Origin of the sequence: Aeromonas sp. 55A, from assembly GCF_051919665.1 — a bacterium.
Classification (GTDB): Bacteria; Pseudomonadota; Gammaproteobacteria; order Enterobacterales; family Aeromonadaceae; genus Aeromonas; species Aeromonas veronii.
The window spans coordinates 93,967-110,521 of record NZ_JBQBEH010000001.1; the positions used below are offsets into that span (position 1 = coordinate 93,967).

Here is a 16,555-nt window from a genome sequence, read left to right on the forward strand (position 1 = left end):
GACAACTGGACAGCTTTTGACCCTTGTTGCATAAGGGATAATCAGCCGCCGTTTGCTAGTAAAAAGCCCCCCGTTTCGCAAGCAAAAAAAGTTATTTAAATTTTCCATCTTCGATCGGGAGACTTGCTTTTAGCGGAGCGGACGAATGAAAACCCGCTCACTGTGAGCAGTCACTAACTGATGGGGCAAGACTCACAATTTATCCACAGCTCGTCACTTATCCACACATTGCAATGGCGGGCTGACCTCACTATCTTGTAGCTCGAACTTAAAATAACACTACATCTTGTGATTCATCGCACAATCTCTACCCACCTCCCGCATATTGCCGGGGCCAGGGTAGCGCCATTGTGCGATGGTTTTTCGGGAATCAACTGAAGGTCATCAGCCAATGAACTTGTTTGTGACGAAGCGTAACGGACACAAAGAACCCATCGATCTGGATAAAATTCACCGCGTGCTGGACTGGGCCGCCGAAGGGCTCGACAACGTGTCGGTCTCCCAGGTAGAGCTCAAATCCCACATCCAGTTCTATGACGGTATCCGTACCGCCGACATTCACGAAACCATCATCAAGGCGACGGCTGACCTCATCTCCGAGCAGACCCCGGACTACCAGTACATGGCAGCCCGTCTGGCCATCTTCCACCTGCGCAAGAAGGCCTACGGCCAGTTCGAACCGCCCCACCTCTACCAGCACGTGGCTCGTCTGGTGGACATGGGCAAATACGACAAGCACCTGCTGGAAGACTATAGCCAGGCCGAATTCGAAGAGCTGAACACCCATCTGGATCACTGGCGCGACATGGATTTCTCCTACGCGGCAGTCAAACAGCTGGAAGGCAAATATCTGGTCCAGAACCGCGTTACCGGCGAGATCTACGAGAGCCCGCAGTTCCTCTATATGCTGGTTGCGGCCTGCCTCTTCTCCAAGTATCCGAAAGATACCCGTCTGGACTACATCAAGCGCTTCTATGATGCGGTCTCGACCTTCAAGATCTCCCTGCCGACCCCGATCATGAGCGGCGTGCGCACCCCGACCCGTCAGTTCAGCTCCTGCGTACTGATCGAGTGCGATGACAGCCTGGACTCCATCAACGCCACCGCCAGCTCCATCGTGCGTTACGTTTCCCAGCGCGCCGGTATCGGCATCAACGCTGGGCGCATCCGCGGTCTGGGCAGCCCTATCCGTGGCGGCGAAGCGTTCCACACCGGTTGCATCCCCTTCTACAAATACTTCCAGACTGCCGTGAAGTGCTGCTCCCAGGGCGGCGTGCGCGGCGGTGCGGCCACCCTGTTCTACCCGCTGTGGCACACCGAAGTGGAAAGCCTGCTGGTACTGAAGAACAACCGCGGCGTGGAAGAGAACCGTGTTCGTCACATGGACTACGGCGTGCAGATCAACAAGCTGATGTACCAGCGCCTCATCAAGGGCGGTGACATCACTCTGTTCTCCCCGTCCGATGCGCCGGGTCTGTACGATGCCTTCTTCGCCGATCAGGACAAGTTCGAAGAGCTCTACGTCAAGTACGAGCAGGATCCGGCCATTCGCAAGAAGACCCTGAAAGCGGTAGACCTCTTCTCCCTGATGATGCAGGAGCGTGCCGGTACAGGTCGCATCTACATCCAGAACGTGGATCACTGCAACACCCACAGCCCGTTCGACCCGAGCGTGGCGCCGGTACGCCAGTCCAACCTCTGCCTCGAGATTGCGCTGCCGACCAAGCCGCTCAACAACATCGACGACGAGAGTGGCGAAATCGCCCTGTGCACCCTCTCCGCCTTCAACCTCGGTGCCATCGAGAAGCTGGAAGATCTGGAAGAGATGGCCGATCTGGCCGTGCGTGCCCTCGATGCCCTGCTCGACTATCAGGACTACCCGATTGCCGCCGCTAAGAAGGGCAGCATGGGTCGTCGCACCCTGGGTATCGGCGTCATCAACTACGCCTACTACCTGGCCAAAAACGGTGCCCGCTACTCTGACGGCTCTGGTTTGGCGCTGACTCACCGCACCTTCGAGGCCATTCAGTACTACCTGCTGAAAGCCTCCGTGCAGCTGGCCCGCGAGTTCGGCCCCTGCCCGCTGTTTGGCGAGACCACCTATGCCCAGGGCATCCTGCCGATCGACACCTACAAGAAGGATCTGGATGCGCTGTGCAACGAGCCGCTGCATCTGGATTGGGAAAGTCTGCGTGAAGAGATCAAGTCCGTGGGCTTGCGCAACTCCACCCTGACCGCCCTGATGCCGAGCGAGACCTCCAGCCAGATCTCCAACGCCACCAACGGCATCGAGCCGCCACGCGGTCTGGTGTCGGTCAAGGCCTCCAAAGACGGCATTCTCAAACAGGTGGTGCCCGAGTATGATCGCCTGAAAGATCAATACGAATTGCTCTGGAAGCAACCGAGCGTTGACGGCTACCTGCAGCTGGTCGGTATCATGCAGAAGTTTGTGGATCAGGCGATCTCCGCCAACACCAACTACGACCCTGCCCGTTTCGAAGGCAACAAGGTCCCGATGAAACAGCTGCTGAAGGACTTGCTGACCGCCTACAAATACGGCCTCAAGACCCTGTACTATCACAACACCCGTGATGGTGCAGACGATGCCCAGACCGATCTGCAAGATGACGATTGCGCTGGCGGGGCTTGCAAAATCTAAGTCACGGCAAGAACTGATAACCGGGCGGGAGCATGAAGCTCCCGCTCTCCTGTTTTCTCTATTCACATATTCTGGTAACCATGGCCTATTCAACTTTCTGCCAAACCCAAAACGACCAGCTCAAAGAGCCGATGTTTTTTGGCCAATCGGTCAACGTAGCCCGTTATGATCAACAAAAGCACGAAGTGTTCGAGCGTCTGATCGAGAAGCAGCTCTCCTTCTTCTGGCGCCCGGAAGAGGTGGATGTCTCCCGTGATCGCATCGACTATCAGGCCCTGCCGCCGCACGAGCAGCACATCTTCATCTCCAACCTGAAGTACCAGACCCTGCTGGACTCCATTCAGGGCCGCAGCCCCAACGTGGCGCTGCTGCCGCTGGTCTCCATTCCGGAGCTGGAAACCTGGATTGAGACCTGGGCCTTCTCCGAGACCATCCACTCTCGCTCCTACACCCATATCATCCGCAATATCGTCAACACCCCCGCCCAGGTGTTCGACGACATCGTGACCAACGAGCAGATCTTGAAGCGCGCCGGCTCCATCAGCCACTTCTACGACGATCTAATCGAAGCAACCGCCCTCTACAACCTGCATGGTGAAGGGACCCACACCGTCGCTGGCCGCGAGGTGACCATCACCTTGCGCGAGCTCAAGAAGAAGCTCTATCTGTGCCTGATGAGCGTCAACGCGCTGGAAGCAATCCGCTTCTACGTCAGCTTCGCCTGCTCCTTTGCCTTCGCCGAGCGTGAACTGATGGAAGGCAACGCCAAGATCATCAAGATGATCGCCCGCGACGAAGCGCTGCACCTCACAGGCACCCAGCACATGCTGAACCTGATGCGTACCGGCCAGGATGACCCGGAGATGGCCGAGATCGCTGCCGAGTGCGAACTGGCATGCTTCGAGATCTTCAAAGAAGCGGCCATTCAGGAGAAAGAGTGGGCCGAGTACCTGTTCCAGGACGGCTCCATGATCGGCCTGAACAAGGACATCCTCTGCCAGTATGTGGAGTACATCACCAACCTGCGCATGAGCGCGGTCGGCCTGCAGCCAGCCTTTGCCGGCACCAAGCAAAACCCGATCCCCTGGATCAACACCTGGCTGTCATCCGACAACGTGCAGGTCGCCCCGCAAGAGGTAGAGGTCAGCTCCTATCTGGTTGGTCAGATCGACAGCGAAGTCAATGCCGACGACCTGGGTGATTTCGAGCTGTGAGTGACGCCACCAACACGCGGCCCCCTGCCCCGCACGCACCTGACGAACAGCATGCGGTCGTGGCACCACGGGTACATACCCGGGATGGTGCCGTGCTGCACGCCCATCCCGGCGAAAGCGTGTTGGAGACCCTGGAGCGCCATGGTCATCATGTGGAGTTCCAGTGTCGCAGCGGCTATTGCGGCGCCTGCCGCACTCCGCTGATGGCTGGCAAGGTGCACTATCCTTCGGTGCCGCTGGCATTTGTCGCCCAAGGGGAGTGCCTCCCCTGCTGCTGCAAACCGGTCGGCGCCATCCGGCTGGATATCCAGAAGAGCTGACGCAGCCACAGACTGGCAACTAGCACAAAATAGAAAGCCGCCGGAGCAATCCGGCGGCTTTTTTGTCTCTTCACATTGCTCGGGCGCCTGATGACAGACGCCCAACCCCTCAGAGGATTACAACCAGGGGGCAGCGGTCGGCCCGTGGTGCAGGCCCAACTTCCAGACCCGGCCAAAGTGCTTGTAGTGACCGGCTGCGACACCGGCCTTCTCGCCCATGCCGTGGTAAAGGTCGAGGTGGCCCTTCTTCACCGCCCCGCCCACATCCAGCGCAATCAACAGCCGCAGCTGGTGCTTGCCGGTCCAGTTGCCCTCTTTATCGAGCAAGGGAACTTCGGCGAGGATCGGCGTCCCCATCGGCAACAGGGTCTTGTCGGCGGCAACAGCCGCCAGCGGCAGCAGCGGGATACCGGCCGCGCCGATCACATCATTGGTGGGTCGACGCTCGAAGAAGACATAGGAGGGGTTCTGCTCCACCAGCTCCTTGACGCTCTCCTCCGGCTGTCGGTTGGCCCACTCCTTGATGGCCTTCATCGACATCTGCTCTTTGGGCACTTCACCGCGGTCGATCAGTACCCGGCCGATACTGACGTAACCGTGGCCGTTCTTGCCGCTGTAGCCCAGATATTGCAGCCGATCGTCATCCCCGTAGTGGACAAAGCCCGAGCCCTGCACATCCATCAGGAAGTTGTCGATAAGGGATTTGCTGTAACCCAGCTCCAGCCCGCGGTTGGCCAGTGCTCCCTGATGGATCTCGGCCCGGGTCGGACAGCGACCGCCACATTTGGGCATGGCATAGATGGGATATTTGTACTTGGCATCCGGGCGGTGGCGCACCTCCAGCACCGGCGAGTAGTAACCGGTAAAGAGCACGTTACCCATGCGATCAGCGCCGCCCAGCTGAGCCAGGCTGATACCGTAACGGGTGATGTCGGCAGGATTGCCGCCGTTCGCTACCCAGCGGGAGAGCAGACGATATAGTTCACCATAACGGCTCGCCATCCGCCCTGAACGCTGCATGACAATGCGACTCTGGGGGCCAAATTTGCTGTAATCGGCACTGGCACGACTGTTGACCCGCTCGACCCGCACCAGATCCCCCGGCAAGGTACCGTCCAGATACTGCTTGCCCAGATTTTCCGGCACCTCGCAGTTGAGAAAACATCTGTCATCAGTCTGTTTTTTGGGCACCTCTGCTTTGTCAGAGTTACCCGCACACCCGGCCAACCCCAGCACTATCGCGGTCAGCCAGAATCCGTGTTTGTTCATATGTCCTCATTTAACACCAAGAGTCCTGCTCGGCGGCAAGATGCCAAATTTGCAGGGGGAAAGCAAACGACATCAATCACTTGAAGAGAGATTTTTCCAAAGGGAGGATGCTGGGTTATAACAAGGTGACAGGATATGCGAGGTAATGGATGGAACAGCTCGAAATATTCCCGTTGCAGAGCCCCTGTATCGGGGTCTGCGAGGTGAACAACAAGGGCTATTGCAAAGGATGCCTGCGCAATCGCGAGGAGCGTTTCAACTGGCAGAAAATGAGCCCGGCCCAGCAACAGGATGTAATGCGTCTGTGTCGCGCCCGCAAGGCGCGGGTTGAGGCTGCGCGGCGAAAAGCGCTGGAAGGAGCGCAACCCCAGTTGCCAGAACAACAAGGCTGGGAGTTTTAACCACTCCCTATCTTCCCCTCACAGGTTACCTATCCTCCCGACAAAACAAAAAGCGGCCCACAGGCCGCTCTTGGTTATGACGTCTTGCCGGGTGGCGAGGCTTATGCCGTGGCCAGCTTGGCCTGCTCTTCGCCGCGCTTGAGCATGGCGTAGGAGACCCCGGTCAGCAGCGAGCCTGCTGCAATGGCCACGATATACATCATGACATTGCTGATGGCGTGCGGGATGAACAGCACAAACAGACCGCCGTGGGGTGCCATCAGTTCGCAGCCGAACAGCATGGAAAGTGCACCGGTCAGGGCGCCGCCAACCATACAGGCCGGGATGACGCGCATCGGATCCTTGGCGGCAAACGGAATGGCCCCCTCGGAGATAAAGCACAGACCCAGCACGAAGGAGGCCTTGCCCGCTTCCTGCTCCGCCTTGATGAACTTGGTGCGAGCCAGGAAGGTGGCGATCCCCATGCCCAGTGCCGGCACCATGCCGGCGGCCATTACCGCAGCCATCGGGGCGTAGGTTTTGGAGGCCAGCAGGCCGACACCGAAGGCATAAGCTGCCTTGTTGACCGGACCGCCCATGTCAAAGCACATCATGGCACCGATGATGACACCCAGCAGCACCGCGTTGGCAGAGCCCATGTTGTTGAGGAAGGTGGTCATGGCATTCATGATGCCGGCCACCGGGCCACCCACTACGTAGATCATCACCAGACCGGTAAAGAGGCTGGCAAAGAGCGGAATGATCAGGATGGGCTTGAGCGCTTCCAGGGTCACCGGCAGGCGCACCTTGTCGCTCAGGTATTTGGCGCTGTAACCGGCCAGGAAACCGGCCACGATGCCGCCGAGGAAACCGGCGCCCAGCGAGCTTGCCAGCATACCGCCGATCATGCCGGGAGCGAGACCCGGGCGGTCAGCGATGGAGTAGGCAATGTAACCGGCCAGCACCGGGATCATCAGGGCGAAGGCGGAGCCACCACCGATCTTCATCAGGGCGGCGGCCAGAGTGCCTTCCACCTTGAACGCCTCGATACCGAACACGAACGAGAGCGCGATGATAAGGCCGCCCGCCACCACCATCGGCAGCATGAAGGAGACCCCGGTCAACAGGTGCTTGTAGGGGCCTGCCTTCTCCTCTTTCTTGGGCTGGCTAGCACCGCTGTGGCGATAGGTTTTCGCCTCACTCCAAGCCTTATCCAGCTCGGCGCGGGTTTTCTTGAGCGCAGCGCCGGTGCTGGTGCGATAGACCGGCTTACCGTCAAAACGCGCCATGTCCACTTCGATATCGGTGGCGAGGAACACCAGATCGGCAGCAGCAATCTCCTCGGCGGTCAGGGCATTTTGGGCACCGACCGAGCCTTGAGTCTCGACGCGGATCTGATAACCCAGCTGTTTGGCCATGGTCTCCAGCGCTTCTGCCGACATAAAGGTGTGTGCAACGCCAGTCGGGCAGGCGGTCACCGCCACGATGCGCTTGCCAGCGGCGGCCGATTTGGCGGCAGCAGGCGCGACTTGATGGCGATAGAGGCTGGCGCCGCTGGCGGCTGCTTCCAGCAAGGCAGCCGGATCCTGCAGGGCGAGATCCATGCTGCCCTGATAGACCCGCTTGCCATCATAGGCAGCGAGATCCACCGGGGCACTGGCGACAACCAGCACCAGATCGGCGGCGGCAATCTGCTCTTTTGAGGGGATCTGGCGCGGTTGCACGCTGGAGCCGACGTCGAGGGTGAGTTCCCAGCCAGCCTGTTTGGCCTGCTGTTCTATCCGTTTTGCAACGAGAAAGCTGGTGGCAATGCCCGCCGGGCAAGCCGTAACCAAGATTGCTTTCATTGGGCATCTCCTGAGTTTTCCATTGAGGGGGTATTGCACTGAACCGGTGCCAGCGCATCCAGACGCTCTACGCGCACCTGTTCAAGTAAAGGGTTGAGCACATTGATATCGTCAAAGCCGACCGCCACCTGACTGACCGCCAAAGCCGAGACGGCGGTGGCCAGCCGCAGGGTCTGCTCCGGCGCCCAGCCAAGGCTGAGACCATGTGCAAGACCGGCGACCAGGGAATCGCCGGCACCCACGGTGCTGACCACCTGCATCCGCGGCGGAATGGCTTGCCAGACGGCATCCGGGGCAAACCAGATGAGGCCATCGGCGCCGTTGGAGATCACCACGTTGGGGATCCCGCTTGCCTGCAGCGCGCGGGCACACTCGGCCTGCTCGCTCAGGGTCTTGACGGGGCGGCCCGCCCACTGGCTCAGCTCCTCCAGATTGGGTTTAACCAGGGTCGGCGCCGCCTTGATCCCTTCGCTTAAGGCCGCGCCGCTGCAATCGAAGATCACCTGCTTGCCCTTGGCCTTCAGCAGACGAATCAGATGGGCGCAGTAATCGGGAGCCACCCCTTTGGGCAGGCTGCCCGCCAGCACGAACCACTCAGCATCCGGAGCCAATTGGTCGATGGCCTGCTCCAGCGCGCTCACCTCCCCTTGCTGGATGGTGAGCCCCGGCAGGTTGAGATCGGTGACCCGACCGGATTGCTCGGAGATCTTGACGTTGATGCGGGTGCTGCCCGCGACACGGACAAAGTGATCATCCAGCGCCCGCTCTGCAAACAGGGAGACAAAGCTCTGCTCATTGTCTGCGCCCAGCCAGCCGGTCACGCCCACCTCACGGCCCAAGTCCTTGAGCACCATGGCGACGTTGATCCCCTTGCCCGCCGCGCGCAGGTTGGCCTCACTCACCAGATTCACCTCGCCAAGGCTCATCGCCTCGAGACGGGTGGTGAGATCAAGGGCGGGGTTGAGGGTAATGGTGACAATCTTCATCAATGCGCCCCCTCGCCAAGACCAGCGGCGATGGCCTCACCGATCCCCTTGAGGGCCGCTTCGGCATCTGCCCCTTCGGCGCGAAATGCCAGACGGTGCCCGCATTTGACGCCAAGGCCGATCACCTTCATCAGGCTCTTGGCGGAGACCGCCTCGCCGCTGCCATCCAGATTGGCAACCCGGATATCTGATTCAAACTCTTTGGCCACCTTGACCAGCATGGCACCGGGACGGGCGTGCAGGCCGTGGGGGTTGATGATGGTGAAGGTTTCACTAAGACCGCTCGCGGGGCCCGCTTGCAACATGGCCAGCCCCTCGCTGCCCGCCAGCGTCGCCAGCTGACCGGCGGCCGCCAGTTTGGCCAGATTCTCCAGTTGCGGCAGATGGCCGCTATCTGCGGCACACAGCAGCAGCATGGCACTGACCGGCAGCTCCCCTGCGCGAAGTTCGCTGCTCGGGGTGGCCAGCACCCAGCCAGTCTGGGCCGCTTGCGCGCGGGCCAGCCAGATGCCCTCACCCAGATAGGCCGGTTCGCTTGCCAGCAGGGCGTTTACCATGGCGGCATCCCCCCAGCCCGCCGATTTGGTGCGGGCGGCGGCCCCTAGCAGCAGCTGGTCACGATCATCGGCCGGGAAGTCGGCCAGGGTCAGGTATTGCACCTCTTTGGCGGCAGTGGCGCCGGTCAGGACATTGATGATGGTGTCGGCGTCGGTGGCCTCTTTGAGCTGGGCTGCCGCCTGCTCGTCACCCAGCACATGGGTGAGCTGACGCAAGATGCCCAGATGCTCGTCCGACTTGGCGGCGATACCGATGGCGACATAGGCGATCTGCCCCTCGTCCCACTCGATGCCGCGGGGGAACTGGGCCACCATGACACCGGTGCTCTTCACCAGATGACGGGTGTCGGTAGTGCCGTGGGGAATGGCGATGCCGCTGCCAAGGTAGGTGGCATGCTGCGCTTCACGGGCCAGCATGCCATCGACATAGCCCGCCTCCACCAGACCGGCCTCGGTCAGTTTGCCTGCCAACAGGGCAATCGCCTCGGCCTTGGTCGCCACCGACTGCCCCAGCAAGATCTGCTCTCGCGCCAACTTCAACATAGAGACTCTCCATCAGGTTCCGGCCGCGCCGGTACGTCACAATTGAACATTCGGGTAACTCGCCAGCTGACAATAGACCCGATCGCGGTTCACTGTGATCGGGGCCCGATTTTCAGGCCACTGGGTCTCTTCGTTGCTGACAGGCTGAATCGTTTCACTTACACTCAGACTGAATCGTTTCAGCGAATTGATCAAGTACCCACAAAGAGTGCTTTTCAATGATATGATCCCGCGCACACTTTTCGGTGCCCTCACCCGGCAGTGACCGTGGGCCTTGCAACTCAAACAGAGCCAATATGATGAAACTGGATGAAATCGCCGCCCTCGCCGGTGTCTCGCGCACCACGGCAAGCTATGTGATCAATGGCAAGGCCGATCAATACCGCATCAGTCAGGCCACCCGCGACAAGGTGATGGCCGTTGTCACCGCCCATAACTATCAGCCGGACAGCCGCGCCGCCTCCCTGCGTGGCGGCCAGACCAAGACCCTCGGCTTTATCCTGCCCGACCTTGAGAACGCCAGTTACGCCAAGCTGGCCAAACGGCTGGAACAGGGGGCCCGGGCGCAGGGCTATCAGCTGCTGATCGTCTGCTCGGAAGATGATCCCGCCACCGAAAAAGAGCTGGCCCAGATGCTGGTGAGCCGCCATGTGGATGCCCTGCTGGTGGCCAGCTGCCTGCCGCCGGACGACCCCTTCTACGGTAAATTGCAGGCGCAAGGCAGCCAGATCCTCGCCATCGACCGGGCGATGGCCGCCGACAAGTTCGTCACCGTCGCCAGCGAAAACGAGAAAGCGAGCTTTGATCTCACCAGCTCCCTGCTTACCCCGACCTTACGCCATATCGCCTTGATCAACGCGCTGCCAGCACTCACGATCAGTCAGGAGCGAAAAGCCGGTTTCGAGCAGGCGGTCGCCAGTCATAGCGCGGCTCGCCACCTGTGTGAGGGGAATCACTTCTCCCGTCTTGAGGGGTATCGCCTGATCAAAGATCTGCACCAGCAGCTGGGCCAGTTGCCCGAAGCGCTGATCACTACCTCCTATATCCTGATGGAGGGGGTACTCGACTACCTGTTGGAGCAAGAGATCGACATGAGCCAGCTCGCCATGGCCACATTCGGGGACGATCGCCTGCTCGACTTCCTCCCCTTTGGCATCAACTCCCTGCCCCAGCAGCACGACGCGCTGGCCAACCAGGCGCTGGATCTGGCGCTCAAGGCGGTGAACGGCGAATACCAGACCGGCCTGCACTATGTGAGCCGCACCCTCAAGCGCCGTCGCTAACCTGACCGCAGCAGACCCGATTTGCTGTCAATGGGTGGGTAAAGCGAACAGATGACAATAAGGCTGCCAGCATCGGCAGCCTTATTGTTTTTCCCCACAACCCTACCCGCCCGCTTTGCTTTCTCTACCGTCTGGCCGACTAAACAACCGGCCTCCACACCCTGTTCGCCGCACAACTCAACGCCCCCCTCCTCGCTCCCTTATCCGTACTGTTGCCACTTGGCTGACCTGTATCAATGAGCCCCTGCTAGTCACTTTTTCGGTGCTTTTTTCTGCAATTAGCCATGACTGTCATCATTTATTTCCACTTGTTGCCACAAGCCGGCACAAGATCCGTATAAAAGGGGTTGTTTCCGCTATTTTGATCCGCTAACGTGGCAACCACATTTTACAACTGACAGGTTTTAGGTACAGATGTTCCCGTTCCGATATTGCTAGCCTCCGGCCCTATCACCGGAGGCACCTTCTGATAACGCCAATCGGCCCCCCTTTTGTTGACGTCACTGCTGACATCGTCTGTTTGCACTGACACCGCTACGTTCGGATGGATAACATGAATACCAAAACTCTGGGTTGTACCCTGTTGATTGCCGGCACCACCATAGGTGCCGGCATGCTGGCCCTGCCGCTGGCCTCCTCCTCCCTCGGCGGCCCCGCCACCCTGATGTTGATGGTCGGCCTCTGGGCCCTGATGGCCTTCACCGCCATGCTGCAAGTGGAGGCCAGCCTCAACACCGGCAAGTGGTACCTGCACCAGCTGGCGGATCATCTGCTCGGCCCCTGGGGCAAACGCATCGCCTCCTTCTGTATCCTGATGCTGTTCTACTCGCTGGCCTCCGCCTACATCAGCGGTGGCAGCAGCCTGCTGGCACAGGCGCTGGTCGATGCCGGCATGACCCTCAGCCAGGAGCAGGCCGCCTGGGCCTTTACTCTGCTGTTTGGCGGCATGGTCTGTGTCGGCACCCGCTCGGTGGATTACCTCAACCGGCTGATGTTCACCATCAAACTGGTGATCATGGTAGTGGTGCTGGCGTTGCTGCTGCCCCGCACCGAAGGGCAGCATCTGCTCTCGATGCCGCTGGGTCAGGGCCTGTTGCTGGCGGGCCTGCCGGTCATCTTCACCTCGTTTGGCTTTCACGGCTCCATTCCGAGCGTGATGCTCTACCTCGGTGACTGCCCAAAACAGCTGCGTCGGGTCTTTGTCTGGGGCTCAGCCCTGCCACTGATCCTCTACGTGCTGTGGCAGGTAGCGATCCTCGGTTTGCTCGGCCAACAAGCCCTGCTGCAAACCGGTGGTGCGCTGGACAGCCTGCTGGCCAACGTCGGTAAGCTGGTGAGCTGGCCTGCGTTTAATCAGGCGATGCACCTGTTTGCCGATCTGGCGCTCGCCACCTCCTTCCTCGGGGTGACGCTGGGGCTGTTCGACTTTATGGCCAAGGTGACCCGCCGCAAGGACAACTGGCAGGGCCGCACCCAGACTGGCCTTATCACCTTTGTGCCGCCATTGCTGTTTGCCCTCTACTTCCCGCAGGGCTTTATCATGGCCCTCGGCTACGCTGCCATTGCGCTGGCGATCCTCGCGGTACTGCTGCCGGTGGCGCTGGTATGGCAGAGCCGCAAGCAGGCGCCTGCCCACCACTACCGCGCCCCGGGTGGCGTAGTGGCGCTGGGAGTGGCCGCCGCCATGGGCGTGCTGATTGTTGGCGTCCAGATCAGCGTCAGCATGGGGCTGCTGCCCGCGCTGTAATCCCCGATACTGAAAGCAAAGCCCCGCCAATTAACTTGGCGGGGCTTTGTGCTATCAACGCTGCCATGATTCTGTCCATTCCCTCCTCGCACAAGAGGGATAAAGGACGTTTCAGCTACGCTTTTTCCATATGCAATGGAGTGGGGAGCAAGGTATGAAGTGGGCTGGCTGGTGGCTGCTGTTTTGCCTGAACTCGATTGCCCAGGGCGCGCCCCTGACGCTGGCGGCGCCCGTGGAATATATCCCCCTGCTGCGCCCCTTCTATGAGGAGTGGTTTGGCAAGGCCAGGGTCGATTTTACCTTTATCCCCTGTACCAGCGCCCGCTGCAAAAAGCTGCTTGATTCCGATAGCACCATCGCTGGCGATATCGCCCGGATCAAGGGCTTTGAGCAGACCCATCCGCATATGATCCCGGTCGGCACGGCGATTGGCGAAGTGACCATCTATGCCCAGAGCAAGCAGGACGCCAGCTGGCCACCCGCCAGTCAGGAGCGGGTTGGCTGCCTGCGCGGCATTCAGTGGTGCAGCCGCTATCTCGACAGTCGACGCATCGTCTGGTTCAACGATGAGAAGCAGGGTCTCGCCCTGCTCCAGCGCGGCAGAACCGACTGGGTGATCCGGCTACTGCCCACCAATCAATCCCCCCTTGCCGCACCATGGAAACGGGTCTCCGATATCGAGGTTTATCTCTACCTCAACAAGAGCCGCCAGGCCGATATCGCCGCCCTTGTCCAATCCCAGCAGCAGCTGATAGCGAGCGGCCGCTGGCAGCAGATGCAGGAGCGCTACTTCTCGGCCCTGCTGACCCCCATCCGCTGATCAGGGCACCACCGAACAAACCGCCAAGAACCGTGTTTTATACAATCTTTTTTGCCACCGAAGCCAGAACGGACAGTTCAAAACCCGTTCATGCCCGCTCGCTACACTGCCCCCTCGTTTATCGCTTTCAGGAGCCTGAAAACAATGATGTTGCATCTCACGAAGAGTTCCCTTGCCCTTGCTCTGCTGGCAGCCAGCGGCGCCCTCAGCGCGGCCGAAATCACCAACAACAATATCACCGAGGCCGACATCAAGGCGGCGCAGGATGCCTGGGGCGCGGCGCTCATCAAGATCAGCGATGACTATCGGGCCGGCGGCATTGAGCGCGCCAAAGCCACCGCCGAGGCGGTACTCGACAGCGCTTATGGCTACCAGCAGGGGCCGGTACTGTTCAAACCCACCCTCGCCGGTGGCGAGCAGACCTTTCGCACCACCCGCGAGGGGGCGCTGGCCTATTTTGTCGGCAACAACAGCGCCTATCCGGCAGATAGCGGCTTTGCCCTGAAAAACTGGCAGAGCTACCGCTATGACAATGCCGCCGTCTATATCAACGGCAACATGGCGCTGACCATGGGCAAGGTACATCTGGTGGATCGCGACAACTAGGAGACCACGGTCGACAAGAGCTGGGGTTTCAAGAAGGGGGATGATGGCAAGGTGCGCATCGTGCTGCACCACTCCTCTCTCCCCTACGGCGCCTGACTGGCGAAGTGCAGCTGACAGAGCACGCCACCTAAAACCAGACAACAAGCCCTGCCAGACTGGCGGGGCTTTTTTATCCGGCAAGGGTGCTTTGGGCGCCATGCTGCGGGTCATGCGGGTGCACGCCAACTTTGCCGAGTATGTCCCCCTCGCCCTGCTGCTCATCTATTTCGTCGAAACCGGCAGCCATGCCCCCTGGCTGGTTCATCTGCTAGGGAGTGCCCTGCTGCTTGGTCGCCTCTGTCACGCCTTCGGCATGAGCCGCACACCGGAGCATTTCCGCTATCGGGTGGTGGGAATGGGGCTGACTTTCACCGTCATTTTGCTGAGTGCGGCCTGTCTCCTGATCACCGCCCTGCTCTCCTGACCAGAGCAGGTCAGCCAAACGCGGATCTGCAGAAGCAGAAATAGAAAAGCCCTGCCGATATGGCAGGGCTTTTCGTTTAACCGATCAGGGTGGGAGAGTGGCTCTCCTTGCCCTTACTGGTTATGGCTGGCGCGACGGGGACGACGGGCCTGAGCCGGTTTGCCAGCGCCCTCAGCCGGACGCTGACCACCTTGCGGCTTGGGCTTGCCACCGTTGCCAGTGCGATTGCCACCACCGTTAGCACCGGCGCCATTGCCGGAGCGACCGGCGCCTTGACGCTGGCCTTGACCTTGCTGACGCGGCGCACGGCGCTGCTCACTCGGATCGCGAGGCTCTTTGCGCAGCGGCGCGCCGATACCACGGGCGATGTTGTCGAGGGTCTCGCGGGAGGCTTCAAAACCAGCCACCTGCTCGCAGGGGATGTTCTGCTTGGTCAGACGCTCGATGGCTTTGATCAGTTTGCCTTCATCGGCCGCAACCAGGGAGATGGCGTGACCGGCCGCGCCGGCACGACCGGTACGACCGATACGGTGCACATAATCTTCCGCCACGTTCGGCAGCTCGAAGTTCACTACCTGCGGCAGCTTGTCGATATCGAGGCCACGGGCCGCGATGTCGGTCGCCACCATCACGCGCACACTACCATCCTTGAAACCGGCCAGCGCGCGGGTACGGGCGCCCTGGCTCTTGTTGCCGTGAATGGCGGCAGCACTGATGCCGTCTTTTTCAAGCTTCTCGGCAACGCGGTTGGCGATGTGCTTGGTACGGGTAAAGACCAGCACCTGCTGCCAGTTGTTGCTGGAGATCAGGTGGCTCAGCAGGGCAATCTTGTTGGCCTTGTCGCACGGGTGCACCAGCTGCTCGATACGCTCGGCGGTACTGTTGCGCGGGGCAACTTCAATGACAGCCGGGTTGTCCAGCAGGCCAGTGGCCAGCTCGCGAATTTCATCGGCGAAGGTGGCGGAGAAGAGCAGGTTCTGGCGCTTCTTCGGCAGCAGGGTCAGGATGCGGCGGATGTCGCGGATAAAGCCCATGTCGAGCATGCGATCCGCTTCGTCCAGTACCAGGATCTCCACCTCGTCAAACTTGACGGCATTCTGGTTGTAGAGATCGATCAGACGGCCCGGACAGGCCACCAGCACGTCCAGACCACGGCGAGTCGCCATCATCTGCGGGTTGATGCTCACGCCACCGAATACCACGTGGCTGCGCAGGGGCAGATGCTTGCCATAGTTGCGCACGCTCTCGCCCACCTGGGCGGCCAGCTCGCGCGTCGGGGTCAGTACCAGCGCACGGACGCGGTTCGGAGAGACCTTGCGCTTGCTCTCCATCAGACGTTGCAGCATCGGCAGGGTAAAGCCTGCGGTCTTGCCGGTCCCTGTTTGGGCCGCCGCCATCAGATCGCGGCCAGCCAGAACGGCGGGGATCGCTTGTTGCTGAATGGGAGACGGGGTGTCGTAGCCTTGTTCGGCAACGGCACGCAACAAGGGTTCGGCCAGACCGAGGGAAGTAAAACTCATAGTTACCTGCTAGGGATAGGGGCGCCGACAATCCGGGATGGGGCTCCTCTGCTGAGCCGATGCCATCTCGCCAGACTCGGGCCTGTTGAGAACACAACGATTTCCCCGGGGAGCAGAGCAAAGGGGAAAGAATAGGGGCGCAGTCTAACGGAGTTGTGCCGGATAAACGAGAAAAATGTGATGCTCCTCCCAGCACGCACAGAAAAGCCCTCTGCTCTCCACCGAATAATCCCGTTGACCAGTGAAGCACGCACCACACTATTAACTGACAACTTATTACCTGTCCCGCCATCGTGATGCGCGGGTCGCAGGCGCACGGGATAGCAGAGAACAAAAAGCAG

General features: G+C 60.3%; 13 protein-coding genes and 1 pseudogene. 9 read left to right on the top strand and 5 right to left on the bottom strand.

Features of this window, described 5'->3' with window-relative positions:
• Positions 1-391 precede the first annotated feature (391 nt).
• From nrdA to yfaE, 3 genes are all read left to right on the top strand, one after another.
• Positions 392-2,659 carry a class 1a ribonucleoside-diphosphate reductase subunit alpha gene (gene nrdA, locus ACTG2G_RS00425; protein ID WP_439985009.1) on the top strand — a complete coding sequence of 756 codons (2,268 nt, stop codon included), beginning with the start codon at positions 392-394 and terminating at the stop codon, positions 2,657-2,659.
• A gap of 80 nt (positions 2,660-2,739) precedes the next feature.
• Positions 2,740-3,873: a class Ia ribonucleoside-diphosphate reductase subunit beta gene (gene nrdB / locus ACTG2G_RS00430; RefSeq protein ID WP_421388068.1), complete on the top strand. Its 1,134-nt coding sequence runs from the start codon at positions 2,740-2,742 to the stop codon at positions 3,871-3,873.
• Positions 3,870-4,193 carry a class I ribonucleotide reductase maintenance protein YfaE gene (gene yfaE / locus ACTG2G_RS00435; RefSeq protein WP_421388065.1) on the top strand — a complete coding sequence of 108 codons (324 nt, stop codon included), beginning with the start codon at positions 3,870-3,872 and terminating at the stop codon, positions 4,191-4,193. Before nrdB ends, yfaE begins: the two co-directional genes overlap by 4 nt.
• A 117-nt stretch (positions 4,194-4,310) precedes the next feature.
• Here the strand turns inward: yfaE and mltA are convergent, their stop codons facing one another.
• Positions 4,311-5,462: a murein transglycosylase A gene (gene mltA, locus ACTG2G_RS00440; protein WP_421388062.1), complete on the bottom strand. Its 1,152-nt coding sequence runs from the start codon at positions 5,460-5,462 to the stop codon at positions 4,311-4,313.
• A 149-nt stretch (positions 5,463-5,611) separates the two neighbouring features.
• Between mltA and ACTG2G_RS00445 the strand changes: the two genes are divergently transcribed.
• A complete protein-coding gene (locus tag ACTG2G_RS00445; protein ID WP_216953548.1) occupies positions 5,612-5,863 on the top strand; it encodes a DUF1289 domain-containing protein in 252 nt (83 codons plus the stop codon).
• Between the two features lie 101 nt (positions 5,864-5,964).
• Here ACTG2G_RS00445 and fruA read toward each other — a convergent pair whose 3' ends face one another.
• From fruA to fruB, 3 genes are read right to left on the bottom strand one after another with little or no spacing between them, the layout of a single operon-like run.
• Positions 5,965-7,689 (bottom strand): PTS fructose transporter subunit IIBC, encoded by a 1,725-nt coding sequence (gene fruA / locus ACTG2G_RS00450; RefSeq protein WP_181224126.1) that lies wholly within the window; start codon positions 7,687-7,689, stop codon positions 5,965-5,967.
• Positions 7,686-8,675, bottom strand: a complete 990-nt coding sequence (pfkB, locus tag ACTG2G_RS00455) for a 1-phosphofructokinase (protein ID WP_421388058.1) — start codon at positions 8,673-8,675, stop codon at positions 7,686-7,688. Before pfkB ends, fruA begins: the two co-directional genes overlap by 4 nt.
• The gene (gene fruB, locus ACTG2G_RS00460; RefSeq protein ID WP_421388056.1) at positions 8,675-9,775 is read right to left on the bottom strand and encodes a fused PTS fructose transporter subunit IIA/HPr protein; all 1,101 of its coding nucleotides are present in this window, start codon (positions 9,773-9,775) and stop codon (positions 8,675-8,677) included. The genes pfkB and fruB overlap by 1 nt, the downstream gene beginning before the upstream one ends.
• Positions 9,776-10,071: 296 nt before the next feature.
• On the opposite strand from fruB, the gene cra reads away from it, so the two are divergent.
• The 5 genes and pseudogenes from cra (at position 10,072) to ACTG2G_RS00485 (ending at position 14,694) form a co-directional block, all read left to right on the top strand.
• Positions 10,072-11,058: a catabolite repressor/activator gene (gene cra / locus ACTG2G_RS00465; RefSeq protein ID WP_439985011.1), complete on the top strand. Its 987-nt coding sequence runs from the start codon at positions 10,072-10,074 to the stop codon at positions 11,056-11,058.
• Between the two features lie 553 nt (positions 11,059-11,611).
• On the top strand, positions 11,612-12,805 hold the full coding sequence (locus ACTG2G_RS00470; protein ID WP_421388051.1) for an aromatic amino acid transport family protein: 1,194 nt from the start codon (positions 11,612-11,614) through the stop codon (positions 12,803-12,805).
• Positions 12,806-12,959: 154 nt separating this feature from the next.
• Entirely contained in the window at positions 12,960-13,625 is a 666-nt protein-coding gene (locus ACTG2G_RS00475) for a hypothetical protein (RefSeq protein WP_216953544.1), read from the top strand.
• Positions 13,626-13,769: 144 nt separating this feature from the next.
• Positions 13,770-14,327: pseudogene (locus ACTG2G_RS00480) on the top strand (hypothetical protein).
• A gap of 100 nt (positions 14,328-14,427) precedes the next feature.
• Positions 14,428-14,694 (top strand): MAPEG family protein, encoded by a 267-nt coding sequence (locus ACTG2G_RS00485; protein WP_439985012.1) that lies wholly within the window; start codon positions 14,428-14,430, stop codon positions 14,692-14,694.
• Positions 14,695-14,807: 113 nt separating this feature from the next.
• Here ACTG2G_RS00485 and ACTG2G_RS00490 read toward each other — a convergent pair whose 3' ends face one another.
• Positions 14,808-16,214: a DEAD/DEAH box helicase gene (locus ACTG2G_RS00490; protein WP_421249830.1), complete on the bottom strand. Its 1,407-nt coding sequence runs from the start codon at positions 16,212-16,214 to the stop codon at positions 14,808-14,810.
• Positions 16,215-16,555: the final 341 nt, after the last annotated feature.